This window comes from Pyxidicoccus xibeiensis (assembly GCF_024198175.1).
GTDB lineage: Bacteria > Myxococcota > Myxococcia > Myxococcales > Myxococcaceae > Myxococcus > Myxococcus xibeiensis.
Genome location: NZ_JAJVKV010000001.1, coordinates 1,454,207 through 1,478,605 on the forward strand (window position 1 = coordinate 1,454,207; position 24,399 = coordinate 1,478,605).

The window sequence follows — 24,399 nt, forward strand, 5'->3', positions numbered from 1 at the left end:
TGCCTCCTGCCTTTGGATACCGCTCAGGCCGGTGCCGAGCCGGCGAGGAATGAGGAGATCATCGCGGCCAGCTCCACCGGACGCTCCATCTGCGGGTAGTGCCCCGGGCCCGGCAGGTACGCCAGGCGCGCGCGGCGGATGGGCTCCACCACGGACTGCCGCAGGAAGGCGGGCGGCAGGAAGGCGTCGTCCGTGGCCACCACCAGCGTGGGCGCGGTGATGGCCGACAGCTTCTCGGCGAAGCCCCCCTTCGTCCACGCGTCGAAGATGTTCTCGATGGCCGGCGCGCAGGTGTTCGCCGCGTCCTTCAGCATCGCCTCCAGCCCCTCAGGCGGGAGCGTCTTGCAGGACAGGTTGACGATGGTCGCCTGCTGCTCGCGGTTGCCCGCCGAGGTGCGGAACAGCCCGGCCGCGTCCGGAGGCAGCGGCAGGCCCGCCGCGGGCACCGGGTTGACGAGCATCAGCGCGTCCACGCGGCCCGGCACCTGCGCCGCCACCCACTGCGCCAGCTGGCCGCCCATGCTGTGGCCCACCAGCGTGAAGCGCTGCGCCCCGGCCGCGTCCGCCACCGTGAGCACGTCCTGCGCCAGCTGCTGCAGCGTATAGCCCCCGGTCGGCTTCCCCGACTGGCCCGTCCCGCGCCCGTCCGGAATCACCAGCCGCAGCCCGGTCAGGTCGAACTTCTCCAGCATGCTGTTCCACACCGCCCCGGACACCATCCACCCGTGCACCAGCACCACCGTGCGCGGTCCCTCTCCCATGATGCGGTAGTGCAGCGAAGTCCCGTCAGACGCGGAAGTCGTGGGCATGCGGTCTCCTCTGAGTAGAAGGATAGAGCAGGGCTGAAGAATTGTGCAGAACTGAAAGCAAGCCACGAGTTCGCGACGTGCGCCATGGAGGGCCATGTAGGAGCGCGCGGAGGGTGAAGGGCGGCTCACCCCAATGCGAGAGGGGGCCCTGGCGGGGATTTCCCTCTGGCACACTCCGCGCCCACATGGCGGATGAACGGGATGGCGTGGGCGGCGCGGAGCCCCGACGCACGGTGTACTGCGAGGATGCGCTGGCGTGGCTGGAGGCCCGGCCGGTGCTGGAGGGGTGCTCGGCCATCGCCTCGCTGCCGGATGTGTCCGAGTTCCCCTCGCTGACGCTGGCGGAGTGGAAGGCGTGGTTCATCCGCGCGGCGGGGCTGGTGCTGTCGCGGGTGCCTGCTGACGGGGTGGCCCTCTTCTACCAGACGGACGTGAAGCAGGAGGGCGTCTGGGTGGACAAGGGGTACATGGTGGCGCGGGCGGCGGAGGAGGTGGGCAGCGAGCTGCTCTTCCACAAGGTGGTGTGCCGCCGGGCGCCGGGGACGGTAACGTGGGGCCGGCCCGCGTACTCGCACCTGCTGGGCTTCTCACGAGGGGTGCGGGCGAACCTGGCGAAGGCCACGGCGGACGTGCTGCCGGAGGCAGGCGAGGTGACGTGGACGCGTGGCATGGGCGTGGAGGCGTGCCTGGCGGCGTGCCGCTTCATCCTGGAGCACACCGCCACGCGCACGGTGGTGGACCCGTTCTGCGGCCACGGCACGGTACTGGCCGTGGCGAATGCGCTCGGACTGGACGCGGTGGGCGTGGAGCTCAGCCGCAAGCGGGCTCGCAAGGCCCGCAACCTGCGCGGCGAGTGGCGCGAGGGGAAGCTCGTGCTCTCCGGCGCGGGAGGGACGGGGGCGCCGGAGGACGCAGCCGAGTCGGAGTGAGCGGCGCCGACGAAGTCGAGGTCCACGTTCCGAGCATCCTGGACCGGTGACGAGCGGATGCTCCACCGGGAGCATTCGCTCGCCGTGGCTGGAGCGTTGGGCGCCTACTTCACCGCGCGGGTCGCCTGCTCCGGCGCGGCGAGCGTGGCGGCGAGCAGCGCGTCCGAGGCCAGCTCGCCGGCGACCGCTGCTTCCAGCTCGGTGATGAAGGCTGCGAAGAGCCGCTCCTCCAGCGCGAGCGCGGCGTCCAGCGAGGCGCCCACGGCCGAGAGGCGCGCGACACAGGCGTCCTCGATGGTGCGCCGGTGGCTCTGCTCCTCGGTGACGATGCGTCCCAGCTCCTCGCGCACGCCCGGGTGGCGGGAGGCGGCCTTGTAGAGCGGGTAGAGCACCATGGCGCGGCGCTCGATGGCCGTGGTGGTGAGCAGGTAGTGCAGGTACATGTCCGGCGCGCCGGTGTAGCCGGTGGCCCAGGTGGCCAGCTCGTGGTCCAGGGCCTGGAAGTAGCGGCCCGCGGCTTCGGGGCAGAGGAAGTCGGAGGGCTCGGCGCCACCGAGCTCGGCCGACAGGCGCTTGAAGGCGAAGGCGTGGCGCGTCTCGTCGGCGAGGTGGCCCAGCACCTCCAGCGAGGGATGCCGGTCCGCCACCGTGCGCGAAATCTTCCGCGCTCCAATGAACTCCATCAGGGACAGGGTGTGCAGCCAGCGCGCCTCGACTCGCGGCGACTGGGAGAGCTGGCGAAGCACGGCCTGGATTCGGTCACGCATGGCGCCGCCGTGTAGCGCGGTGCCGGCGGCCATGCGAGCACGAAGACGCCTGCCCGGTGTGAGAGGTGCCAGCGTCCAGGGGCCGGTGGTAGACAGGGCGCGTCCGTGACGCGGTGGAGCCTCGTGCGACCGCGGCCTCCGGGGGACCGACACCATGCTGACACTGCCTGCCACGCTCCTGCTGCTCTCCGCTGCTGCCGCCCCCGTGACGCTCCATGAGGGCTTGCCCAAGGGCTTCCAGGCGGATGGGAAGCTGGACGAGTGGAAGCAGCCGCCCTCGCTGACGATGGGCGCGGCGAACCAGGTGGCGGGGAGCGCGAAGGTGGCGTCGCCCGCGGACCTGTCCGCGAAGGTGTGGCTGGCCCTGGGCCCCGAGGGGCTCGCGATTGCCGGCGAGGTGCTGGACGACAAGGTCCAGCTGACGAACAAGAAGGAGATCAACGCCGACCACGCCGAGGTGTGGCTCTCGCTGCCGCAGCCGAAGCTGCCGCCGCTGGCCTTCATCAACCACGTGGCGGAGAACGAGGTGCCTACCGAGGCGGCCTGCGCGAAGGTGTCCGAGGAGGACCCGGCGAAGTGCAAGGCGTGGTGGAAGCAGCAGACTGCGCGCCGCAAGCAGCTGCAGGCGGACCTGGTGACGCAGTACGGGCTGACGCCCCGGGGCGTGGTGCGCTACGGGCTGGCGGGCACGGTGGGCGCGGCCCGGTACGAGCCCTTCCCCGGCGGCTACCGCTTCGAGGCGCTGATTCCGATGACGTCCTTCCCTCGCACGGCGCAGGCGCCGCTGAAGGATGTGCGCGTGCTGGTGGACCTGGTGGACAGCGACGAGGGGGGCGCGAAGCAGGAGACGTTCCTGTCCTCGTCACCGCAGCGGAAGTTCGGGGATGCGTCGACGTTCCATGCGGTGACGCTGAAGAAGCCGCTGCGGTTCGGGAAGTGGCCGGAGCTGTTGGAGGCGGCGCTGCAGGTGCAGCCGGGGGCGTCGTATGCACCGGGGCCGGATGCGGACTCGCTGCAGGTCTGGGTGAACCCGGCGCAGCCGTACCAGTTCGTGCCGGAGGCGCAGAGCCCGGACGTGGTGCAGGTGGACCTGGGCACGGTGACGAGCCTGGGGAAGGTGGGGGACGTGGAGCTGGTCCTGGTGGCGGCGGAGGCGGACGGGTACGGCATGAATCGCTGGCTGGTGTCGCGCAGGGGGCAGGCGATTCTGAAGAGGGAGGGCGTGCGGGGTGACGAGGTGAGGGCGACGCCGCGGGCGCCGGGCCTGCACCTGCTGCAAATCTACGATGGCCCCAGCAACCCGCTGGGGAGCGGCGCGTGCGGTGCGTGCCCGCTGGTGTACTTCAACCACTTCACGATGGATGCGAAGGGGCAGTTCTCGAAGGCGGAGAACCTGGAGGGCGCGGGCGGCATGACGGGCGACCCGGTGGAGTGGACGGTGAGCGCGGACCTGACGCGCATCGAGGCGTTCGAGGTGGAGGAGAACTCGAAGGGCGACCCCGGCTCGAAGCGGCTGGCTGCGCGGCACACGTTCGATGCGAAGACGGGCACGTACACGTCGGAGAAGTTCGCCGCGCCCGAGGAGTCGAAGGTGGGGGAGGACACGAAGTAGCCGGCTTGTTCCCCGAGAAAGGGGTCCGGTGTAAGACCGCGAGGACCGCGGAACACGGGCCCCGATGGACAGGCCCACTCGGGAGTGCCTCGATGCTACTCAAGTCGCTCACCTACCAGGACAAGAAGACCGGGTGGACACTCCAGGACCTCAAGCTGGACCGGTTCAATCTGCTGGTGGGTGCGTCTGGCGTGGGCAAGACGCGCATCTTGAGGGCGATCCGGCAGATTCGGGCCATCGCATACGGCAGACATCCTGAAAGCCGTGTCATCATCGGAGTAGACACGGACGTTCCCATCTCCTTCGTGCTCGACTTTGAGCACGAAGCGCAGAGCTACGTTTGGGAGTTCGAAGCCACCCCGCGCGCCAACGAAGAAGAAGCGAAAGGCCCTAGTCAGCTACCTTGGTGGCAGTTCAAAACTGTTGTCACCAAAGAAAAGCTTACGAGTAGCTCCACTGGGGTACTCATCGAGCGAAACTCCGAACGCTTTATATTCCAGAATCAAGAACTCCCATTGCTCAGCCGCGTGAACTCAGCGATTACACTTCTAGATGAGCACCTTATTCAAGACATACGCCAAGCCTTGGTGTATGACATCCTAGATGAACAATCCAAGCGGCTCACTGAAGCTCTTACAACAGAGGCATCCATCAGGTCTCTTCTCGACAAGCTCCAATCTCTGAGCCAACTGAGAGCTCATACATGGGCGGATGTCGAAAAGAAGGCCTTTCTTCTACAGGAGCGATTTCCAGAGCAATTTCAGAACCTCAAAGAACTGTTCATGGAGATCTTTCCTACGGTCGAAGACGTCATCGTCACCAAGACTTCTTTCGGAGATCCGCGTCCGGGCCAAGATCCGTCCGTCCACTTCGACTTCGAAGTGAAGGAGCGCGGCGTTCTCGTCCGATTTCCGAGTGGAGAACTCTCATCCGGAATGCTCCGGACATTGAAACAACTCATCAATCTTTGGCTCGCCCCGACAGGCACCGTCGTTCTCATCGATGAATTCGAGAACAGCCTCGGCGTCAACTGCATGGGCCCGCTCACCGAGTTCATCCAGTCCAGGGCTTCCGAGCTGCAGTTCATCATCACCAGCCACCATCCCTACATCATCAACAAGATTCCCAAGGACCACTGGAAGGTGGTGCGCCGCAAGGGCAGCGTCGTGCGCGTCACGCCCGCCACGGAGATCAAGGCGCTCCAGGGAACCTCCGCCCAGGTGACTTCACCCGGCTCCTCAACTCTCCGGAGTTCGAAGAGGGCCTCGCGTGAAGCTCTACCTCCTCGTCGAGGGGGAGCAGACCGAGAAGAAGCTCCTCCGCGCCTGGCTCAAGCACGCCTTCCCGCAGCTCACCGAGGTCTTCGCTCCTGCCGACCTCGCGGCGGACTCGTTCTTCCTGCTCGCGGGCATGGGGTACCCCTCGTACCTGAAGCGCATCCCTCAGGCGCTCGAAGATGCGGCCCACCATGGCGCCACGCATCTGTTCATCTGTATCGACGCGGAGGATCTCTCGTATGAGCAGCGGCGTGCTGAAGTCGCTGAAATCCTTGAGTCAGCCACCACGGCACTCCAGCGGCGCGGGCTCCAGTTCCTCGGGCACATCCACATCATCGTCGCGGATTGCTGCATCGAGAGCTGGCTGCTCGGTCACCGGCGGCTCGTCCCCCGCCAGCCCACGGCCGAGGAAATCCTCCGCTTCAAGCAGTTCTATGACGTGTCAGAGGAAGACCCCGAGCGAATGGCCTGTCCACCGGGCTCCATGAGCAGGGCGCTCTACTACCACGAGTACCTGCGCGCGGTCTTCCGGCACCACGGACAGACGTACCTGAAGAACAACCCCGGCATCGCCAAGGAGGGCAACTACCTCGCGGCCCTGAGAGACCGGTGCCTCGATGAAGCACGGCCTCCACACCTGCGAAGCTTCCGGGTGCTCTGGGAGGCATGGCGCACGATGGGTGGACGCATCAATGTCGAAGAGTCGCCGACCACCTGACGCCCAGGCTCACCGGAACTCGTCGACGATAAACACGCCGGCCCGGGAGAACTCGAGAATGGCGGTGCCGGGCTGCGAGCCTGGCAGTTTCCGGAGCTGCCCCTTCCCAGCCCGGGCCACGGCGCAGATGGGAATGCGCTTCGAGCCTCGCAGCGGATGCGCCTCGTAGTACCGGATGACGACCTGCGGGCCACCGGTCCATACCCGGCCGTAGAGCCGCATGGGCGATTCGAGAAGCCCGAGTTCGTCATCCAGGAAGCTCTCGATGGGACCGTCGTAGAGCGTGATGGGACTCGTGTCGGTCTGGTTCGCGTCGAGTTCTATGATTCCAGCATCCCCCACCGACAACTGGAGGTACTCCATCGCCTCCAGCGCCCTCTCCGGGCACTTCTCCGGCCCCGGGCTCCCGTCTGGCCGAAGGGCCAGTCCACCAGTCGCGGTACTTGCGCAGCTTGAGGCCGTGACGAGGAGGATGGCACAGCCCACGAGCGCGAAGGTCTTGGAGCTCATTGCTGCCGCTCTTACTCGCGGGCCAGACGATGATCCAGCAGCACGACGGCTTGTCGATAGCCCTCGTCATTGAAGATTTCGAGCGCGAGGTTCTCCAGCCTGCCCTCCTCCATGAAAGCGCTCCTGTCCGCCACAATGGCGACCGAGCCAGTCGCGCCGGGGAGAATCACGGGCTTCTCGGAGCGAACGGCGCCGGACCTCAGACTCCTGCTCGATAGGGTCGAGAGCCGAGCTTCCAGGGCTGTCTCGGGTCGTGGTTCTTGAGGGTGAAGAGCACCGCCGCCTTGCCCTTCCCGGAGTACGTGGCGACGGTTATCTCGGCATCAGCCTCCTTGACGGACCACGTCTGCTTCACCTTGAAGGGGGTCTGCTTCTCTGCGCCTTTGACCAGGAGCGAGGCAAAGGCATGGTCAACGGATGTCTCTTCGCTGCGAAGTCGCTCGTTCTCCGCCTTCAGCGCCTGCTTCTCCTTGAGAGTGTCGTAGAGAGCCGAGAGTACGGAGTCGTAGCTGCTCTGGTCCTTGAAGACATTTACCTGTTGGTCCGTCCAGCCCCACTCTTCCTCATGCGGGGGAGCCAACAGGAATGGAACCTCCGTTCCATCTGCGAGAGTCACGACCAGCGAGACTCGCTCATCGGAGTCGAGGTCACGAAGCGGCTCCAGGATGACCTTCCTACCAGTCACGACGAGAGGCTCGAAGCGTCCCTCCCAGCCCAGCAAGCGTGTCCGGGCCGGGTCACAGGGGTGCTCGAATCGTAGCACCGTGACGACCTGTCCCATCACGTAGACAGAGTGAGCGGCACGGCGCGGGTGCTCCGAGAGCAGTAGCGTCCTGACCGCCGCCTTGTCGCGATCTCGGGCGCCAGCGAGAGAGGCCGCTGTCACGAGCGCGAGCAGCAGTGCGATGTGTCTACCTTGGAGGTTCTTCATGTCATGCAGAACCTAACAGGACAAGCGGGTACCTTTCTCAACAGACTCGTTACCCAGGGAAAACAGCCGTAAAGCACCGCCATGGCCCGCCGCTTCTACCAACTCGATGACGATGTCTCCGCCCCTGGCCGCTGGACGCTGGACAACCCGACCGATGCGCGAGGCGAGGAACTGGAGAACCCCTGGCAGTTCACGGACGGGCGCGCCCTCAATCTGACCGGGCGTCTCAACGTCCCTGTTGAGTCCGCTGGCAGGCCCCTCGACTTCACGCTCGCGGGCTTCAGCGTCCCCGTCATCCATGTCCTGCTGGCGGAGCTCTTCACCGAGCTGGCACCCGGCGAAGTCCAGTTGCTCCCAGTCGATGTCGATGGCCAGCCCGAGCAGTTCCTCATCCTCGTCGCCACCCGCCTCATCCAGTGCATCGACGACCAGAGGAGCGCGGAGGTGCGTTACTGGCGTCCGGAGGACGGGCTGCCGGAGAAGGTCGGGCAATACTCAGCGGTTCACGGCATGCGCATCGACCCGGCCCGTGTGGGTGAGGCCAGGATCTTCCGTCCTGAAGGCTGGCCGGGCGTCCTCATCGTCTCGGAGGAACTCAAAGAAGCGCTGGAGCGCATCCGCGCCACGGGCGTGAAGTTCACGGAGGTATAGGCGACCTGAGCGCGGCCTCCACCGGTGCCTCCACTCCGAGGAACCGGTACAGCTCCGTGGCCACCACGTGCGGCGCGTCCCACATGACGAAGTGCTTCGCGCCCGGCACCTGCACGTACCTCGCCCCGGGAATGTCCCAGGCCAGCCGCGCTCCGTACTTCGCGGGCAGGAAGCCATCGTCCTCGCCCCAGAGAATCAGCACCGGCACACCGAGGTGCCCCAGCTTCGGCGCCACCTCCAGCGTGTGGTTCGTGTTCAGCGCCGCCGCGTTCCTCACCAGCGACACCTTCCCCACCTCCGTCGCGTAGGGCGCCAGCAGCCCCTCCACCAGGCCATCCGGCGGCGCCTTCGCGAAGCCCGCGCGCCTCACGGCCAGCTTCAACAGGCGCAGCACCGCCTCCGCCGTCAGCCGCTTCACCGCCCCCGGGTGTCCGAGCTGAATCATCAGCTCCACCGGCCACGCGTCGTAACAGACGCTGTCCATCAGACACAGCCGTCCCACGCGCCGGGGAAAACGCACCGCCAGGTGCTGCGCCACGCCACCTCCGAAGTCGTGCGCCACCACCACCGCGTCCTCCACGCCCAGCCGGTCCATCCACGCATCCATCGCCTCCGCCTGCCGCGACACCGAGCGGTCGAACCCGTCCCTCCGGTCCGAGTACCCGTAGCCCAGCAGGTCCGGCACCAGCACCCGGTGCGTCAGCGCCAGCGCTGGCGCCAGCCCGCTCCACAAGAAGCCCCACGTCGGAATCCCGTGCAGCAGCACCACCGGCCGCCCCGCGCCCAGGTCCACGTAGCTCAGGAAGCGGTCTCCCAGTTCCACCACCGCCTGCCGGGCCTGCCAGTCGCGCCAGCTCATCGCAGCTCCTCCGCCACCACCCAGTCCGGCACCAGCCTCGACGCCGCGGGGAACGGGTGCCGCTCCACCTCCGGCGCGTCCAGCACCAGCTGCGCCAGGTTCAACAGCAGCATCGGCAGCCGCCGCTCCAGCGCGTCCGTCACGCGGAACACCGCCGCCGCGTCCTCGCCCAGCGCCTCCACCCGCTCGCGGCTCAGCGCCACCGCGTACGGCAGCGCCCGAGCCTGCTGCCGCGCCGACTGCCGCAGCGCCTCCGCCGCCTGTGCGAATGTGTCCTCCACCAGTCGCTGCTTCAGCCGGCCCCACGCCGCCTCCAGGTACTCCGGCCACAGCCCCAGCGCGCGGTACTCCCCCGGCACCGCAGGCGGCCCCACATGCCGCACCACGTCCGAGAACAGCGTCCGCAGCCGCGGGTCGTCGGGCCGGTCCAGCACCCACTCCATGGCCGCCATCCTCGAAGGCACACCCCGCTCCACCCGCTCCACGGTGCCCGGGATTCCCTTCAGCCCCACCGGCTCGTTCGTCAGCGCCATGCGCACCGCCGACGCCATCAGCAGCACCTTCGGCTGCAGGGCGCCGTACAGCTCCAGCACGCCCTTCACATGGAAGCGCTGGCTCGGCCCCAGCGTCACCGCGTCCCATGCGCCGAGCGCCTCCCAGTCCGCGGCCGCCTCCAGGGCTTCGTCCCGCAGGCTGTCCGCCGCCTCCTCGAAGGCTCGCGTCTCCACGTCGGGCCGCAGGGCGTCCCACATCGCCACGAAGAAGCGGGGGAAGGCCGCCCATGCGCGCAGGGAGACGTCCACGCCCGTCACTCGCAGCACCTGCCGCAGCTCGTGGTAGACGCGCTCGACTTCGCCGTCCGCCTCGCGCTCGCTCACCTGCCTGACCAGGGCCATGCTGGACACCCCCGGCAACGGTGGGCCGCCTCGCTCGCGCGGACATCCGCGGCCGCGTGGCCGCCCTCTCCGGAGCCCGCGCACCAGCCGCATGCACGCACGTGCGCCCAGGACTTCAGGGCACCGCCTCCGGCGTCACCTCCACCTTCTTCGAGGACGCCGAGCTGCCCACCGACGCCAGGACGATGCAGCCGATGGCCGTCCACTGCACCCACGTGAGCCGCTCGTCCAGGAGCAGCAGCCCCGAGAGCGCCGCCAGTGCCGGCTCCACGCTCATCAGGATTCCAAAGGTCCGCGTCGGCAGCCGCTTCAGCGCAATCATCTCCAGCGAGTACGGCAGCGCGCTCGACAGCACCGCCACCCCCAGCGCGAACGGCAGCAGCGACACGTCCAGCAGCGCCGTGCCCGCATGCGCCACCCCGAACGGCACCACGAGCAGCGCGGCCGTGGCCATGCCCAGCGACGTCACCGTGCCGCCGTGCACCGAGGCCACCGCCTTCTGGCCGAACAGGATGTACAGCGCCCAGCACGTCCCGGCCGCCAGCGCCCAGCCCACGCCAATCCAGTCGAGCGCCTGCGACGTCCCCGTGAGCGGGAGAATCAGCACCACGCCGACAATCGCCAGCAGCGCCCAGACGAAGTCCACCGCCTTGCGCGTGGACAGCAGCGCCACCCCCAGCGGGCCGGTGAACTCGATGGCCACGGCAATCCCCAGCGGAATCCGCTCCAGCGCCAGGTAGAACGTCAGGTTCATCACGCCGAGCGCAGCGCCGTACACGAGGACCGAGCGCACCTCCGCGCGCGAGAGCCGCTTGCGCCACGGCCGCCCCACCGCCAGCAATATCAGCGCGGCGAAGAGCAGCCGCAGCGCCGTCGTCCCCTGAGCGCCCACCAGGGGAAACAGCCGCTTCGCCAGCGACGCGCCCACCTGGATGGAGCACATCGCAATCAACACCGTCAGCACCGCGACGGTGACCGGGCCCATCGCCGTCCGGAATCGTGACATGCCGCGCACCTTCGCACGCACGAAACGCCCGCCCTACGTCGTTCCGCCAACCCCGCCGGCACGCGGAAACGTCCCACTCCTGTCCACCGCCCGGCACACACCCACCCCGCGGGGCATGCAGAAGACGCTGGACAACACTCCCCTGACTCATGGGTTTGACTGGACTCCAGGGCACCGCTTTGCTCGCTCTCACAAGAAAGTGCGGTGTGCACGGCAGCACGGCACCGTCTGGCATCAACGGCTGAGCCTGGTTTCCGGGGGGCGACCAGCATGAGGCCTCAAGAAGGATTGTTCCATCCACCGGGCGACTACAGCGCCCTGGTCATCTGGAGACTGAGCCGTTCGAGCGCCGCGGCCCAGGTCCGCGAGGCGACCGCGGACGCGTACGCGGCGCTGCGCCGCGCGGGTGACATCCAGGCCGTCCTCGCCTTCGACGCACCGCTCGTCTCTCCCACCGCCGACGTGGAGGCCGGTCCTCCCCCCCTGCCACGCCGCGGCGCCCACGCGAGCATTCCCTCCACCCAGGCCCAGGTGCTGGTGCAGCTCGCCGCGCGCAGCCGCGAGCGCCTCGTCTGGGCCCTGCGCCGCACCGCCGCCGTCGTCGCCGGTGTCCTCGTCCCCGAGGAGGAGGTGCTCGGTGGCCGCCTCGGCGAAGGCCTCATGCCGGCCACCCTCCCCGGCTCGCGCCGTGCCCCGTCTCGGGACGAGGTCCAGCACAGCGCGGTCATCCCCACCGGCCCGCTCGCGGGCGGCGCCTGGCTGCTCTACCTGCGCTTCCAGCACGACACCTCGCGCCCGCCCGCGCCACCGCCGCGCGCCCGCATGCGCGTGGTGCGCTCCGACGGCGAGGCGCCGGCTCCCGCCTCGCACGCCTCCGACGCTGGCGCGGCCCCGGGCCTCATCCGCCGCAGCTTCCCCTTCCGCCAGCGCGGTGAAGAGGGCCTGGCCTTCCTCGCCACGTCGGCGGACCCCACGCGCTTCCACCGCGTGCTGGACAGCCTGCTCGGCGCGCCCGGCACGCCGCCGGACGCGCTGCTGAGTCGGGCCACTCCCGTCGGGGGTGGCATGTACCTCGCTCCGTCGCGCGACTGGCTCCTGGCCGCCAGCGGCGACGCACTCCAGGAGGCCGCGTCATGAACGTGCAGCCGACGGACCCACGCTCCCACGTCGCACAACCCGGGCCGGCAGCGCCCTGCTCCCCCCGGGCGGCGCCAAGGGTGGAAGCCCCCACCGAGCTCGAGGTGCCACGCGCCCTCTCCATCACCGTGGCGAGCGCCCTGGCCGGGTACCTGGCGCGCACGCAGGAATTGGGCGCGGTGGAGGGGCCGGAGGGCTCGCTCTCGCTCCACCCCGCGCTCCAACCGGTGCTGGAGGCGCTGCACCACGTGCTGGCCGGCGGAGACGTGGAGGTGCGCATCGTGCACCCCGGCCACCCGGACATCGTCGAGGAGCTCAACCGCCGGGCGGCACAGGCCACCCAGGAGGCCAACCTCCTCAGCGAAGCCTCCGGCACCTACCTCATCGGCACCGTATGAACCTCCTGTCCGCCTCACGCACCGCCGTGACGGCGTCTTTCAAGCGATGGACGCGCTCCCAGAACGCCGTCGAGGTGCTCGCCGCCGCGCGCCCAGGCCCCTGGCTCGCGCTCACCGCCTTCGTGGTGGTCCTGCTGGCCATGGCCGCGTGGGCGCCCGGCGCGCGCCTGTTCTTCGGCATCCCCTTCACCACCGGCCTCTTGTGCGCCGCGCCCATGCTGGCCAGCGGCCTGCTCTTCTCCGTCGTGCACCGCAAGCGCCGCCGCATCGAGCCCTGGGGCTGGCTGTGGCTCTCCTTCGGCGTGGCCGCCCTGCACTTCTTCGTGGCCGCGCTGATGGCGCTGTCCGCGCTGCCGGGGGCCACCGTCATCGCCTCCCTCTTCCTCTTCACCACCGCCTTCCATGGCCAGCTGCACCGGGTGACGCCGCGCCAGCCCTTCCTCGCGGTGGGCACCGCGCTGGCGCTGCTGGCCGCGCTGCAGCTTCGCGCGAGCAACGGGCACCTGGCCCTCTTCGGTGTCATCGGCCCCGCGGCGCTCACCGCCGAGCTGTACCTGGGCACCTTCGCGCTGAAGCACGACAAGGCCCGCGCGGACGCGGAGCGCCTTCGCGCCGCCGTGCACGCGCAGCTGCTGGAGCAGCAGGAGCGCGACGTGGGCCGGCTGTCCCAGGCGCTGGGGGAAATCCTCGGCTACCACCACGACCTGGACAACGCGCTGATGTCCGCGGGCAGCGCGGCGGACATGCTCGCCCTGCTGGGCGCGCAGCGCCACGCCCTGGGCCGCGCCGACTTCGAGGAGCACGTCCGGCAGCTCAACGACAGCCTCACGCAGATTCGCGAGATGGTGCGGGAGATTCGCGCCAAGGGCCGGCGCTACGCGGGGACGGAGCCCGAGGCCGTGGAGCTGCCCCCGCTGCTGGAGGCGGTGCAGGTCAGCATGGGCCTGCGCTTCCCCGACGTGGACATCCAGGTGGAGGTGGAGCAGGACACGCCGCTGCGCGCCCTCATGCGCGGCGGGGCCCCCATCCTGCGCCGCGTGGTGGAGAACCTGGTGCTCAACGCCTGCGAGGGCGACGGCAAGCAGGGCGCCCGGCAGGTGCACATCCGCGCCCGCACGGAGCCGCTCAGCGGGCGGCTGGAGGTGCTCATCTCCGACGACGGGCCCGGCTTCCCGGCGGCGCGCCTGGCGGGGCCCGCCGAGGAGCTCTACACCACCAAGCCCCAGGGCACCGGGCTGGGCCTCTACACCAGCGAGTGCCTGCTGCGCGCCAGCGGCGGCATGTTGCACCGGCAGAACGCGCCCGGCGGTGGCGCCCTGCTGCGCATGGTCCTTCCCCGGGAGTTCCGATGAGTGGAGGCGCCCTCTTCCAGGAAGCGCTGCGGGTGCTGCGGCGGCTGGCGCTGCCGGAGGTGTCCGAGCGCGACGTGCTCGCCGCGATGGAGGCGGCCCAGCCCGGGCCGCTGCCCCTCTTCTACGAGGCCGGCGCGGAGGCCGGGCTGCCCCGGGCCGTGCTGCTGGCGCGCGGCGCGGGGCTCTTCTTCAGCTTCTGCGCGGGCAACCTCGCGGACGACCTCATCGACGGGGACTGCACGTACCACGCGCAGCCGCTGCGGGTGGGGCCGTGCGTGCAGTTCCTCCTGCAGAACCTGGCCTTCGCCACGCTGGCGGGCGAGCAGGCCCGCGTGCCCGCGCCGGTGCTGGCCGAGGCCTCGCGCACGCTGGCGCTCGCCGCCGGGCCCCAGGCGCTGGAGGTGCGCGCGGACGTTTGGACGGCGCCCCTGTTCCGCCAGGTGGCCGAGGGCATCGCCGGCCAGCAGTGGGCCGCGTACCTGCGCGTGCTGTGGGCCGGCACCGTGCTGGAGCCGCGCGCTCCTGAGGCGGGCCGGGCGCTGGGCGTGGCCGCGCACGTGGTGGAGGACATCCGCTCGAACGACGTGCGCTTCACCAGCATGCCGCGAGAGGACCGCAACGCCGTGGTGGGCTGGGCTCGCGACGCCGCGGAGGCGCTGCGCCGGCAGGACCTGCGTTGCCTGGATGCGGCGCTGCGCCGCATCGAACCGATTTTCCCGGAGGTGGAGTCATGAGGGCAGAAGCCCCGAAGACCGAGGCGAGGCGTGACGAGGTGGCCGGGTATTACGACGCGAAGACGGAGCGCATCCTCCAGCGGTACGGCCCCGGGCCGCGCGTGCACTACCACGCCGGACTGGTGGACGCAGTGCCGCCACCCGGCGCGCCCGCGGACGCGCTGCGCGAGCACATCCACGGCGCCCAGGAGGCCCTGCTGGACGAGCTGGCGCGCGCCGCACGCCCCTTCCCCGACGGCGGTGACGTGCTGGACGTGGGCTGCGGCCTGGGCGGCGGCGCGCTGTACTGGGCGACCCGGCACCACGCGCGGGTGACGGCCGTGACGAACGTGCCCGCGCACGCGGAGCTGGTGGCGGGCTTCGCGGAGTCCACGGGCCTGGGCGGGCGCGTGAAGCCGCTGCTGTGCGACGCCCTCGCCGTCCCGGGCCGCGCGTGCTTCGACGCCGTCGTCGCGGTGGAGAGCGCGTGCTACCTGCAGCGCGCGGAGTGGTTCCGCCGCGTGCGCACGCTGCTGCGGCCCGGCGGCGTGGTGGCCATCGCCGACTGCTTCCTCGGCCGGCCGGAGCTGGCGGGCCCCTTCGACCGGTACTGGCGCACGCACATCGGCTCGCTGGACGAGTACCTCTCCGCCGCGCACGCCGCGGGGCTGGAACTGGAGGTGCGCGACGACGTGTCCTCGCGCGTGGTGGGCTTCTGGTCCCTCACGCTGGAGCTGCTCGCCCACGAGCGCGCCGCCGCCGCCAGCGGCCTGCACCCGCTGCGCGCCCTCGCCCAGGCGGGCCGGGGAGAGTCCAGCCGCGAGCACCTGCGGCTCCAGCAGGCGCTGATGGATGGCGGGCTGGAGTACGCGCTGCTCGTGCTCCGGCGCCCGGGCTGAGCCGTAGCGCGAAGCAGGGGCCTGGCTGCCCGCCCAGGTATGGGACGGACAGTGGGCCGAGGGCCCGCGGTACAGGTGCCGCGGCGCGACGGCCTCCCCAGCCTTGGGCCAGTCAGCTCAAGGGAGGTGTCGCGATGAAGGCTTTCAGCAAATGGGTGGTCCTCGGCGCGGTGGCCGCGGCCATGACGGTGACGGGCTGCCAGAGCCGTGAGCAGCAGGAGCAGGAGGGCACTGGCGGCGCCGGCGGCGCGGGCATGGAGGAGGGCACCGGTGTCTCCGACCCGATGGGACGCGAGGACACCGGGGGCACCGGCGGCGCGGGGCAGCAGGGCACCGGCATGGGCGGCAGCGGCAAGGCGCGGGATGCGGGCGCCGCCATGGACGCGGGCACCGGCGGCTCCGGCATGCCCCCCAGCGGCTACAAGAAGCCGGGCACGGGCGGCTCGGGCAGCATCGAGCGGGACACGGACGACATGGGCACGGGCACCACGACTCCGACCCCCGATGGGCAGTAGCCCTCCAGCGGGCGCGTGCGCCGCGGAGCCAGACACCGGGGTCCGGGACGTTCCCGGGCCCCGGTGCCTTCACATGGCTACAGCAGGGGCGCCAGCGCGGCGAGCAGCCGGTCCACGTCCTCGGGTGTGTTGTAGAGGTGCGGGGACACGCGCAGGTTGTCGCCGCGCACGCTGACGTGGATGTCCTGCGCGGCCAGTCCCTGGGCCACCGTGGGCGCGTAGCCCCCCGCGCGTCGCAGGCCGATGAGGTGTCCCGCGCGGTGGGCCTCGGGGACGACCTCCAGTCGCAGCGCCTCCGCGCCCCGGGCGATGCGGTTGGTCAGCGCGCGCAGCGTGGCCTGGGTTTCTTCCACGCCCCACGCGAGCAGCTGCTGCAGCGCCGCGGTGGCCATGGGCACGAGCTGGAAGTTGCTGCGCTCGCCCACGTCGAAGCGGCGCGCGCCGGGCTGGAAGGCATCGCGGTAGTCCACCAGTCGCGAGAAGTCCTCGCTGCCCTGGCGCATCAGCCAGTTGTGCTCCAGGGGCACGCCCTCGCGGTGCTCGGGAGCCACGTAGAGGTAGCCCAGGCTGTAGGGCCCCATCAGCCACTTGTAGCCGGCGGCGACGAGGAAGTCCGGCTGCACCACGGTGACGTCCAGCGGCAGCGCGCCCAGGGACTGCGTGGCGTCCACCACCAGCATGGCTCCCACCTCACGCGCCCGCCGGCCCACCACGGCCAGGTCCAGCCAGGAGCCATCCGTCCAGTGGCAGTGCGGCACCGCCACCAGCGCGCAGTTCTCGTCCACGTCATCCAGCACCGCGTCCGTCCAGTTCCCATTCCTGGGGCGCTTCACGGTGGCGATTTCGGCGCGGGTGTGCCGCGCCAGCTCGCGCCACGGGTAGAAGTTGGAGGGGAACTCCTCCGCCAGCACCACCAGTCGCTGCGCCGGGCGCACGCGCAGGTTGGCTGCAGCCACCGCGGTGCCGTAGCTGACCGAGGGCACGAGCGCGATGCCGTCCGCGTCCGCGCCCACCAGCTTCGCGAAGAGGCCGCGCAGGGCCTCGGAGCCGGTGAAGAAGTGCTCGGGCTTCACGCGCCACGGCTGCGCCTTCAGCCCCAGTGCGGCCTCGCCCGCCTCGCGGACGCTCCGCAGCTGCGGGGACATGTACGCGCAGTTGAGGTAGGTGACGCTGTCGGGAAGCTCGAAGAGGTGGCGCTGGCTGGGCAGGGGCATGGCGGGCGCGGAGTCTAGGGCACCCGAAGTGCCTGTCACGCGTCGCCTGTCTTGGCGGGGAAGCGGTGCCGCTCGGCGACGCGGTAGAGCTGCGTCAGGGAGAAGTCCAGCAGCGCCTGGCGCGAGCGCAGGTAGCGGTGGGCGCGCACGAAGGGGAGCCACACGCGCTCGCCCACGCGGACCTGGGCTTCCTGCAGCTTCCTGCGCGGTATCCACTGGCCGCCCAGGTGCTTCACCAGCACCTCGCCCAGGTACGCGCCCACCGCGGGCACCGCGTGGTCGTCGAGGTTTTCCCGCTGGAAGGTCTCCGGGAAGTTCTCGTGGAAGAAGTGGGCGTCGATGTCGGTGAGGGACTCGGGCGTGGCCTCGAAGACGGAGGGCACGGGGGTGTGCAGCAGCGCAACGAGCCGCTCGGCGAGGTCCGCGTACTGGGCTCGGGCACGGTCCGGGTCCTCCACGTCCGAGGGCAGCGCGGCGCTGGCGGGGAGCCACTCCTCCGGGTCGGGCGGACGGTATGCGTTGAGCTCGGAAATCTTGCGCTGGCGCTCGCTGATGGCGAACGCGTCCGGCACGCGGGAGAGGAGCGCGGCCACGTCCGGCTGGAAGCGCGGCTCCACGGGGGCGAGCGCGGCGCTTCGCTCCCGCAGGGTGCGCAGCACGGTGGCGAAGTCGAGGTCCGGGCGGAGGTGGACGAAGGCGCGGGCCTGGGCCTCGCGCGCCGCTTCGCTGGCGAAGTCCGCGACGGTGGGCCAGGTCACCAGGAGGATGGAGCCGTTGGGAAGCGCTTCCACCCGGTGGGCCGGCGTGGACAGCATCCGCTCCCGGCCCACGGTCTCCACCAGCTTCGGGCCGAAGACGTTGAGCCAGAAGAGCTCGTAGATTTTATCGAAGCCGTCTCGCTGAGAGGTCTCGTCGTCACGGCCGAAGTTGGGGAAGTCCGCCAGCTGCCTGTCAGCCATGCTGTGGACCACGCCATGGGAGACCGGATACCGAGAAGCCCAGGCACGAACCAGGTCCACCACTCCGAGGCACCGCTCCGTTCCGCCGAAGAGGGACAGTGGCTGCACGTCGACCCAGACATGAAGCCTGGGAGGCAGGGGCGGGAACCACAGCCTGAGCGACATATCGAGCGCGGGCGACGTCGTGCGGTAGAGCCCGATGGCCGTGCTTCTCTCGCCGCGCTTCTCCTCCAGCGCCTTCCAGACCGAGGCCCGGGAGTATTGCCGGCGCCGTTTCCCTTCAATGACGTCCGGCATCCACCCGGCAGCATGCGCCTCGAGTGCCTCGAAGAAGGGGTCGAGCTCACGCTCGAGTGGAGCCCGCGGGTCGAAGGCACCTTCCAGCGACAGTCGGAGGCGGTCCTGGACACCCAGGTCATGAGACTCGAGCAGCTTCACTGGAACAGCACCTCCACGCCCTGGACCTCATTCTGGACGCTTTGCACGGCGGTCCTCAACATGTCCGGGTCCCTGGGCTTCAGCGCGCCGCCCTCGTAGATGAGACGAACCCTCTGGACCCGCACCTCGAACCTGAGCTCGGGCCGGCGGATGTTCAGCGTCTCGCCGTAGTAGCGCAAGGCGTTGCTCGCGTCCGCGACCATCTGCGTCGTCAAGGGCTCGACTCTCAGTCCCGCGAGGTCCCGGCTCTTGAAGCTGAACGTCTCCACCCGGGGCGGCTGGGCCGAGGGCGGACGGCCCTCGATGACCAGCACATCCGCATAGCGGACACCCGGAACCCGCGGCTTCGCCACGCCCACGTGCAGCTCGATGCGGGGCGTGTCGAAGTCCCTGAGCCACCGCCGCTCTCCCCGTGGAAGCGCCGCGTCCTCCCGCAGCCGGGACACCATGGTGCGCTCGAACTCCAGCCCCCGCGTGAACAGCCCGCGCATCTGCTGGTAGCCCTCCCATTTGAGAGGCCCCTTCGACGGCCTGCCCTCGACGAGCTCCGCGAGCCGCCGCTCCCGGTACGTCACGTACTCACTCCAGAGCGCGGAGCCCTCGCGCACGCCTGGCGGCGGCCACGTCCATCGTCCACTTCATGGGCAATGTTGGGTCGCCTCCCGATGGTGGCGCTGCGGTTGGCAGGACGCCGCATCACGCCCGCTGATTTCGGGGAGTCGGTTTCTCGGGCAGATTGGCCGCAACGCTGGTGAGGACACGGAGCGAGGACGCGCTCAGGCGCACCGCACGCCTCAACAGTCGGCGCAGCAAGGCATTTTTAGGGGGCACGGGCGCCAAGTCGGCAACCGGCTGGCGGGCGCCTGCCAACCCCAATGCGTCATAGGAAGAAATGCCCAGCACCATGCATAGGCGGCGCAAGGTTGCGACGCTTGGGGTCAGGGCTCCGCGCTCCATCGCCCGTAAACCTCGGAAGCAATGCCGACCCTTTCGGCCACCTCCGCCTGCGTCAGCCGTAGCCGGCCCCGCGCTTCGCGGGCTGCGGGACCGATGCGGTGGGGGCGATGATCCGCAGGGAGATGGGGGCCATGGGCACGCGCTCAGTAGAGGGGAACGCACGGGGACGTGGGGGGGTGGGCTCTGCATCGTTCTGGCTCAGAATGGCGTTGCCCGCAGCGGCTCTGCTGGCGCGCCCAGTGCTTGGCTGATGCTTCACGCTCCCGGGGCGCCGGGCTCGGTGGAAACCGCGTCCGGATGCAGCACCCGCCCTGCGCCGGGCTCCGCGTCGGCTGCCAATGCCTCCCCCGCGTCAACTAGCGCTTTGTGTAGCTCCGCCGCTGCTTCAGCGTGGCCGTAGTCCTTGCGCTCGTGCAGTAGCTTGCGCAGCCGGTTCTCTACCTCCGTTGCAGAAGCGAACCGCTCCGACGGAGCGCGCCGCAGCATCTTGGAGAAGAAGGCCCGCACGGGTTCTGACAGTCCTTGCGTCGCCTGCGCCACGTCCTCCGGCGTGAAGGTGGCGGCCCGCAGCACAAGCTCCCCCATGTCCGGCTCGGTCCATTCGTCTTGCGCCCGTGCGATGGCGTCCCCGAGTCGTTCCTTTTCCTTCTCCGAGAGCATCTGCACCATCTCGCGTGGCAGCAGGTCCGGGGGGCAGAGCAGGTGACGACCGGTGGCGAACTCCAGCAACATCAGCCCGAGCACGAACAAATCCGAGCGGGTGTCTTCAGGCTCCCCCAACAGCACTTCCGGGGATGTGTAATAGGCGTCCCCTCTGGCACGCGGCACGCGCACGGTGCGCCGCCCGGGCAGGTGCGCGGACGCGAGCCCGAAGTCCGTCAGCTTCGCCTTGCCGCTCAGCTTCACACGGATGCGGGTGGGGTCAATCGCACGGTGGACGATGTGCAGCGGCTTTCCCTTCGCGTCGCGGCTGCCGTGCGCGTGGGCCAGGGCGGCTGCCACCTGCGCGCCGATGTGGAGCATGAAGGGTTCGGAGAAGTAGCGCCCGCGCCCATGGACCAGATTGAGGAGACTTTCCAGGGAGCGCCCGCTGACGGCCTCCGTGATGACGTGGAGGGCCCCTTTGGATTCGTGCAGCCCATGGACGCGGGCGATGTTCTGATGATGCAGGAACGTGGCCAATTGCACTTCCTCGACCAGCCGCTGGCGAGCCTCTTTCGTGGCATTGGTGAGGGCTGGAAGGCCCAGCGTTTTGATGATGACCCGGCCCAAGTCCGCCTGCCCCTTGCCGCGTTTCAGGGCCAGGGCGACGCGCTCGCCATGGCTGCCGAGCCCCAGGTCTTGAACCAGCTCGTAGGCGATGCCTTCGCGGCGAAAGAGGACGATGCCCGGCGGGTACGCCGGGGGGCGAGAGAACACCATGCGGGAGCCTCCTGGAAACGTGCGCGGAGCAGGGCACCGCGCGGGGACCCCAGAAACGTACCCGTGGGTTGGGTTGAATTTGAACGACGTTAAAGGTCGTCCGCCATGCCTCTTGCAATTACATTGCAAGATGTTCTGCGGCCTACTCCAAAGGGCGGTTTTGCAAGGATCCTTTACGCGCACCCACTGTCAGCGCGAGTCCTCGTGAGCACCGCCAAGCTTCGCGCTCGGCTGGACGCTGGACGTGGCCGCCGCGCTCTGGGTGAGCACCACCGGCCCGGGGCCACCCTGGCGCTCCGCTGGAGCCTGGACATGGCCGCCGTGCTCCTCCAGGCGAGCACCATGACCCGGAGCCGTCCTCGCGCTCGGCTGGGGCGCTGGACGTGGCTGCCGCGCTCCAGGTGAGCGCTGTGGCCGCCCTCACGCCCCTGACCGCTGGGCACGGTTGGCGTGCTCTGGGCGGGCACTTCCGGGCCCAGGTCGCCCGCGTGCTCCGGCCCGCTGCGCCCCAGGTGCGTACCGCCTGGTGCGGCGCACTCTCGCCGCACTGTCCGCTGAATGCGGCTGTCAGGCTTCAAGCACGTACTCCGGCCCTGGCCAGCCCTCGCGTAGCTCTGGCCCGCTACGCTCTGGGCGAGCGCGGCGGGAGCGCGCAAGGGACGGGCGCGGTCTGGTACGGTCCAACGCAGGAGGTCATTCCCGCGTGTCACCACTTCCCGGGCTGGTTCTGGCGCTACTTTCCCTGGTGGCATGGACTGCGGCTGCCCAGTCACCCACCGAGCGCACGGTGCGGGTTCGCCGTGTCCCCTTGACGGGCTCACCCGTTGACGTGCGCGTGGCGCCCGGCATCCCCATCACGCTGAATTTCGACGCGGACATCGACACACAGAAGGTGGAGCTGGACGACTCGGGGAGCGTCAACCTGCTCGCCGTCTCCGTTCGGTCCCTCACGCTGATGCCCGTGGCGGAGCTGGGCAAGGCGGTCGCGCTGCGCGTGCGCTTCGTAGATGCCTGCTCCGCTCTGGAGCCCGTCTTCTCGCTGCGCACGGACGCGGCGGAAGTGGACGCGCAGGTGACGACCTACCGCGACGCACGCGCCCCGGAACTGCTGTTGGCACAGGTGGGTGAGCTGGAAGCGCGAACCGCTGCGTGTGACGCGGAGGTGGCCGCGCTGCGCGAGCGAGGCGGGGCCACCGGTCCGGCTTCCTGGGTGCTTTCAGGCCAGATTGGCGAAAGCGGCGTCAAGGTTGCTCCGCTGAAATGCCCGCGCGGCGCCAGCGCGGGCGGAGTGGAGTGCGGACCCTCGCGGCGCATCCTCGCGGACACGTGGGTGGTGGTGTCCGTGCCGTTGCGAAACCCGCCGGGGCGGCCGGTGTGGAAGCCGGGCAAAGCGTGGCTTGTGAACGAATCCCGCCGCGAGCGCATTTCGGCGCGTGTGGTGGCCCTGGAGCCCGAAGCTCTGGCGCCCGAGTCTGAGGGGACGCTCGCGGTGGAATTCGCACGCCCGCCGGAGCGCCCGGGGGAGGTCTACCGGGTGGAAGTGCGGGAAGCGGAGGGCTCGCGGCACCTCTCCGTTCCGGGCGTGACGGTGGATGATGCGCTGAAGCCAGCGCAGAAGGAGCACGGACCATGACCACGGCGCAACCCCTGGGCTTTCTCAGGCCCGGCGCACTCATTGACTCTTTCCGCATCGTCAAGGCGCTCGGGGAGGGCGCCAACGGCATGGTGCTGCTGGTGAAGCGGCGTGGGCGGCAATTTGCCCTCAAGCTGGCCCGGCGCCGCGAAGTCAGCGACGACGCGGCGAAAACCAACCAGCGCATGACGCGGGAGCTGGGCTGCCTCATCCACCTGGAGCACCCGAACATTATCCGCGCCCGGGCCTGGGGCCACTTCCCCGACCTGATTGGGGATTACTCCTACCTCGTGCTGGACTACGTGGATGGCTGGACGCTGGCCGAGTGGTTGGAGAAAAAGCGCCCCACCTTCAAGCAGGTGGCGCGCGTATTCATGAAGCTGGCGGACGCGCTGGACTACATGCACCGCCAGGGCGTCTTCCACCGGGACATCTCCTTGTCCAACGTCCTCATCCGCAAGGACGACGGGGAGCCCTTCATCGTGGACTTCGGCGCGGGCGATTTCGCCAATGCACGGGAGTTGACCGAGGGGCCCCTTCCCCCGGGTACCAACCGCTTCCGCACACCCGAGGCGGTGACCTTCTGGAACGACCACCGGCTGGACTTCAGTGCTCGCTATCCCTTCCATGCCAAGGATGATCAATACGCGCTCGCGGTGTGCCTGTATGACGCGCTGACGGACGCGGAAACGGCGAAGAACGCGGAGCAACGCGCCGCGCGGCGCATCACCGTCAACAGCCCCGCCATGGGCCCGCCCCCGGCGTCCCAAGCGGTAAACCCACGCGTTCCCGAAGCGCTCAGCGCCTTGGTGACCGGGGCGGTGGAGCACGACACGGCGAAACGGTTGCCCACGCTGGAGGCCCTGCGCAGCGGGCTGGAAGCGTTGGCGGACGCGGGCGGCGCGGAATGGGACGCGGCGGTGTTCGCGCCCGCCGCGAGCGCACCGCCCGAGGGCGCCGCTGCTCGGGTGCGGGGCAGGCGGCGCATGGTCGCCGCTGCGGGCGCGGTGGTGGTGGCGGCTGTGGCGGCCCTCTCGCTGCTGCACGAACCTTTACCACCCCCCGAAGCGCGCAGCCTCCCGGCCCCCGTGGGCGTCCCGCATACGCGGGCGCCTGACGCGCTACCTCCTTCCCCCGCCGCGCCGCCCGCTGCTGAAATACCGTCACCGGCCCCCGTGGCCTCTGCTCAGAAGGAATCTCCCACCGTGAGTGCCCCCAAGCCTCCCCCGCGTCAGCCCACCCCGAAGCAGCCCAAGCCCGCCCCCCGCCCCGCCTTCACCCCGGAGCTTCTGGCCAAGTGCGCGGGGTACACGCTCGCCGCTCAGTTGGCGGCGGGTTGCCCGGCGCCCCAGGTGCGGCCGGAACGCGAGGAATGCTCGGCGGAAGCGGTCAGAACGATGCAATCGATGCGGGCCAGTGATGGCGCTGCTTTCCATCTAGTGCTCGACGAGAACCAACCCGGCGGCACCAACACAGCTGGCGTTTTCCGTACCGGAAAATACACGGGGCAGTTCGCATCAAAATGGGGCGCCTTCCAGAAGGGTTGGCGAGTGGAGGGCTACCTCTGGACGGAAGGGGAAACCGTTGTTGGCCGGTACACCCGTGTGTTTCCTCCGGCTGGAGCGAGGGACGCCGGTGACAGGCCGCTGCCGGGGGAGATTCCCGTCTGCATCGTCCTTGGAAATAACGGCGGTCTGGAGAAGGGAGAGGGCTCCAAGCCCGGTGCCGTAGTGCTCTCGCGCATGGAAATCGTCCGGTTCATTTATGGTGAGTGGACGCAGCCCTAGCGGATGATGA

The 24,399-nt window shown here is 69.7% G+C and carries 22 protein-coding genes and 3 pseudogenes; 13 read left to right on the forward strand and 12 right to left on the reverse strand.

Annotated elements, in window-relative coordinates:
• Positions 1–23: 23 nt before the first annotated feature.
• Complete coding sequence (locus LXT23_RS05945) at positions 24–809, reverse strand: alpha/beta fold hydrolase (protein WP_253979086.1); 786 nt, start codon at positions 807–809, stop codon at positions 24–26.
• A 185-nt stretch (positions 810–994) separates the two neighbouring features.
• Between LXT23_RS05945 and LXT23_RS05950 the strand changes: the two genes are divergently transcribed.
• Complete coding sequence (locus tag LXT23_RS05950; RefSeq protein WP_253979087.1) at positions 995–1,738, forward strand: site-specific DNA-methyltransferase; 744 nt, start codon at positions 995–997, stop codon at positions 1,736–1,738.
• A 104-nt stretch (positions 1,739–1,842) separates the two neighbouring features.
• Here the strand turns inward: LXT23_RS05950 and LXT23_RS05955 are convergent, their stop codons facing one another.
• Entirely contained in the window at positions 1,843–2,505 is a 663-nt protein-coding gene (locus LXT23_RS05955) for a hypothetical protein (RefSeq protein WP_253979088.1), read from the reverse strand.
• 154 nt (positions 2,506–2,659) lie between these two features.
• Between LXT23_RS05955 and LXT23_RS05960 the strand changes: the two genes are divergently transcribed.
• The 3 genes and pseudogenes from LXT23_RS05960 to LXT23_RS05970 all read left to right on the forward strand — a co-directional run bounded on the left by LXT23_RS05960 (position 2,660) and on the right by LXT23_RS05970 (position 6,112).
• The gene (locus tag LXT23_RS05960; RefSeq protein ID WP_253979089.1) at positions 2,660–4,117 is read left to right on the forward strand and encodes a hypothetical protein; all 1,458 of its coding nucleotides are present in this window, start codon (positions 2,660–2,662) and stop codon (positions 4,115–4,117) included.
• Between the two features lie 92 nt (positions 4,118–4,209).
• Positions 4,210–5,175: pseudogene (locus LXT23_RS50605) on the forward strand (AAA family ATPase); the annotation flags it as partial.
• Positions 5,176–5,386: 211 nt separating this feature from the next.
• Positions 5,387–6,112: a hypothetical protein gene (locus tag LXT23_RS05970; RefSeq protein ID WP_253979091.1), complete on the forward strand. Its 726-nt coding sequence runs from the start codon at positions 5,387–5,389 to the stop codon at positions 6,110–6,112.
• 9 nt (positions 6,113–6,121) lie between these two features.
• Here the strand turns inward: LXT23_RS05970 and LXT23_RS05975 are convergent, their stop codons facing one another.
• Both LXT23_RS05975 and LXT23_RS05980 read right to left on the reverse strand, forming a co-directional pair.
• A complete protein-coding gene (locus LXT23_RS05975) occupies positions 6,122–6,622 on the reverse strand; it encodes a hypothetical protein (protein WP_253979092.1) in 501 nt (166 codons plus the stop codon).
• An 11-nt stretch (positions 6,623–6,633) separates the two neighbouring features.
• Positions 6,634–7,553 (reverse strand): annotated as a pseudogene (locus tag LXT23_RS05980) (DUF2381 family protein).
• Between the two features lie 81 nt (positions 7,554–7,634).
• Here LXT23_RS05980 and LXT23_RS05985 point away from each other — a divergent pair.
• The gene (locus LXT23_RS05985) at positions 7,635–8,204 is read left to right on the forward strand and encodes an imm11 family protein (protein WP_253979093.1); all 570 of its coding nucleotides are present in this window, start codon (positions 7,635–7,637) and stop codon (positions 8,202–8,204) included.
• Here LXT23_RS05985 and LXT23_RS05990 read toward each other — a convergent pair.
• From LXT23_RS05990 to LXT23_RS06000, 3 genes are all read right to left on the reverse strand, one after another.
• Complete coding sequence (locus LXT23_RS05990) at positions 8,191–9,063, reverse strand: alpha/beta fold hydrolase (protein WP_253979094.1); 873 nt, start codon at positions 9,061–9,063, stop codon at positions 8,191–8,193. The genes LXT23_RS05985 and LXT23_RS05990 overlap by 14 nt on opposite strands.
• Entirely contained in the window at positions 9,060–9,959 is a 900-nt protein-coding gene (locus LXT23_RS05995; protein WP_253979095.1) for a halocarboxylic acid dehydrogenase DehI family protein, read from the reverse strand. The genes LXT23_RS05990 and LXT23_RS05995 overlap by 4 nt, the downstream gene beginning before the upstream one ends.
• A gap of 115 nt (positions 9,960–10,074) precedes the next feature.
• Positions 10,075–10,965 carry an EamA family transporter gene (locus tag LXT23_RS06000; protein ID WP_253979096.1) on the reverse strand — a complete coding sequence of 297 codons (891 nt, stop codon included), beginning with the start codon at positions 10,963–10,965 and terminating at the stop codon, positions 10,075–10,077.
• A gap of 270 nt (positions 10,966–11,235) precedes the next feature.
• Between LXT23_RS06000 and LXT23_RS06005 the strand changes: the two genes are divergently transcribed.
• From LXT23_RS06005 to LXT23_RS06030, 6 genes are all read left to right on the forward strand, one after another.
• On the forward strand, positions 11,236–12,102 hold the full coding sequence (locus tag LXT23_RS06005; RefSeq protein WP_253979097.1) for a Dyp-type peroxidase: 867 nt from the start codon (positions 11,236–11,238) through the stop codon (positions 12,100–12,102).
• 80 nt (positions 12,103–12,182) lie between these two features.
• On the forward strand, positions 12,183–12,500 hold the full coding sequence (locus LXT23_RS06010; protein WP_253979098.1) for a hypothetical protein: 318 nt from the start codon (positions 12,183–12,185) through the stop codon (positions 12,498–12,500).
• Positions 12,497–13,852, forward strand: coding sequence for a sensor histidine kinase (locus LXT23_RS06015; RefSeq protein ID WP_253979099.1), 1,356 nt, complete (start codon positions 12,497–12,499; stop codon positions 13,850–13,852). Before LXT23_RS06010 ends, LXT23_RS06015 begins: the two co-directional genes overlap by 4 nt.
• Complete coding sequence (locus LXT23_RS06020; RefSeq protein ID WP_253979100.1) at positions 13,849–14,586, forward strand: hypothetical protein; 738 nt, start codon at positions 13,849–13,851, stop codon at positions 14,584–14,586. The genes LXT23_RS06015 and LXT23_RS06020 overlap by 4 nt, the downstream gene beginning before the upstream one ends.
• Entirely contained in the window at positions 14,583–15,464 is an 882-nt protein-coding gene (locus tag LXT23_RS06025; protein ID WP_253979101.1) for a methyltransferase domain-containing protein, read from the forward strand. The genes LXT23_RS06020 and LXT23_RS06025 overlap by 4 nt, the downstream gene beginning before the upstream one ends.
• Before the next feature lie 134 nt (positions 15,465–15,598).
• A complete protein-coding gene (locus tag LXT23_RS06030; protein WP_253979557.1) occupies positions 15,599–15,979 on the forward strand; it encodes a hypothetical protein in 381 nt (126 codons plus the stop codon).
• A 77-nt stretch (positions 15,980–16,056) separates the two neighbouring features.
• Here LXT23_RS06030 and LXT23_RS06035 read toward each other — a convergent pair whose 3' ends face one another.
• The 5 genes and pseudogenes from LXT23_RS06035 to LXT23_RS06055 all read right to left on the reverse strand — a co-directional run bounded on the left by LXT23_RS06035 (position 16,057) and on the right by LXT23_RS06055 (position 20,969).
• The gene (locus tag LXT23_RS06035) at positions 16,057–17,193 is read right to left on the reverse strand and encodes an aminotransferase class V-fold PLP-dependent enzyme (protein ID WP_253979102.1); all 1,137 of its coding nucleotides are present in this window, start codon (positions 17,191–17,193) and stop codon (positions 16,057–16,059) included.
• Positions 17,194–17,228: 35 nt separating this feature from the next.
• Positions 17,229–18,590, reverse strand: coding sequence for a hypothetical protein (locus LXT23_RS06040; protein ID WP_253979103.1), 1,362 nt, complete (start codon positions 18,588–18,590; stop codon positions 17,229–17,231).
• The gene (locus LXT23_RS06045; protein ID WP_253979104.1) at positions 18,587–19,198 is read right to left on the reverse strand and encodes a hypothetical protein; all 612 of its coding nucleotides are present in this window, start codon (positions 19,196–19,198) and stop codon (positions 18,587–18,589) included. Before LXT23_RS06045 ends, LXT23_RS06040 begins: the two co-directional genes overlap by 4 nt.
• A gap of 88 nt (positions 19,199–19,286) precedes the next feature.
• Positions 19,287–19,642: pseudogene (locus LXT23_RS06050) on the reverse strand (helix-turn-helix transcriptional regulator).
• A 160-nt stretch (positions 19,643–19,802) separates the two neighbouring features.
• A complete protein-coding gene (locus tag LXT23_RS06055) occupies positions 19,803–20,969 on the reverse strand; it encodes a serine/threonine protein kinase (protein WP_253979105.1) in 1,167 nt (388 codons plus the stop codon).
• Positions 20,970–21,672: 703 nt separating this feature from the next.
• Here LXT23_RS06055 and LXT23_RS06060 point away from each other — a divergent pair.
• Positions 21,673–22,602, forward strand: a complete 930-nt coding sequence (locus LXT23_RS06060) for a DUF2381 family protein (protein WP_323378790.1) — start codon at positions 21,673–21,675, stop codon at positions 22,600–22,602.
• Positions 22,599–24,389 carry a serine/threonine protein kinase gene (locus LXT23_RS50055; RefSeq protein ID WP_267146675.1) on the forward strand — a complete coding sequence of 597 codons (1,791 nt, stop codon included), beginning with the start codon at positions 22,599–22,601 and terminating at the stop codon, positions 24,387–24,389. The genes LXT23_RS06060 and LXT23_RS50055 overlap by 4 nt, the downstream gene beginning before the upstream one ends.
• Positions 24,390–24,399 lie beyond the last annotated feature (10 nt).

Bases quoted from the DNA above. Each gene is read 5' to 3' on its own strand.
- LXT23_RS06015 (WP_253979099.1), top strand. From the start codon at position 12,497: ATGAACCTCCTGTCCGCCTCACGCACCGCCGTGACGGCGTCTTTCAAG.
- LXT23_RS06055 (WP_253979105.1), bottom strand. From the start codon at position 20,969: ATGGTGTTCTCTCGCCCCCCGGCGTACCCGCCGGGCATCGTCCTCTTT.
- LXT23_RS06005 (WP_253979097.1), top strand. From the start codon at position 11,236: ATGAGGCCTCAAGAAGGATTGTTCCATCCACCGGGCGACTACAGCGCC.
- LXT23_RS05990 (WP_253979094.1), bottom strand. From the start codon at position 9,063: ATGAGCTGGCGCGACTGGCAGGCCCGGCAGGCGGTGGTGGAACTGGGA.
- LXT23_RS05985 (WP_253979093.1), top strand. From the start codon at position 7,635: ATGGCCCGCCGCTTCTACCAACTCGATGACGATGTCTCCGCCCCTGGC.
- LXT23_RS05975 (WP_253979092.1), bottom strand. From the start codon at position 6,622: ATGAGCTCCAAGACCTTCGCGCTCGTGGGCTGTGCCATCCTCCTCGTC.
- LXT23_RS06030 (WP_253979557.1), top strand. From the start codon at position 15,599: ATGAAGGCTTTCAGCAAATGGGTGGTCCTCGGCGCGGTGGCCGCGGCC.
- LXT23_RS06035 (WP_253979102.1), bottom strand. From the start codon at position 17,193: ATGCCCCTGCCCAGCCAGCGCCACCTCTTCGAGCTTCCCGACAGCGTC.
- LXT23_RS50055 (WP_267146675.1), top strand. From the start codon at position 22,599: ATGACCACGGCGCAACCCCTGGGCTTTCTCAGGCCCGGCGCACTCATT.
- LXT23_RS05950 (WP_253979087.1), top strand. From the start codon at position 995: ATGGCGGATGAACGGGATGGCGTGGGCGGCGCGGAGCCCCGACGCACG.
- LXT23_RS05960 (WP_253979089.1), top strand. From the start codon at position 2,660: ATGCTGACACTGCCTGCCACGCTCCTGCTGCTCTCCGCTGCTGCCGCC.
- LXT23_RS06025 (WP_253979101.1), top strand. From the start codon at position 14,583: ATGAGGGCAGAAGCCCCGAAGACCGAGGCGAGGCGTGACGAGGTGGCC.
- LXT23_RS06020 (WP_253979100.1), top strand. From the start codon at position 13,849: ATGAGTGGAGGCGCCCTCTTCCAGGAAGCGCTGCGGGTGCTGCGGCGG.
- LXT23_RS05955 (WP_253979088.1), bottom strand. From the start codon at position 2,505: ATGCGTGACCGAATCCAGGCCGTGCTTCGCCAGCTCTCCCAGTCGCCG.
- LXT23_RS05945 (WP_253979086.1), bottom strand. From the start codon at position 809: ATGCCCACGACTTCCGCGTCTGACGGGACTTCGCTGCACTACCGCATC.
- LXT23_RS06000 (WP_253979096.1), bottom strand. From the start codon at position 10,965: ATGTCACGATTCCGGACGGCGATGGGCCCGGTCACCGTCGCGGTGCTG.
- LXT23_RS05995 (WP_253979095.1), bottom strand. From the start codon at position 9,959: ATGGCCCTGGTCAGGCAGGTGAGCGAGCGCGAGGCGGACGGCGAAGTC.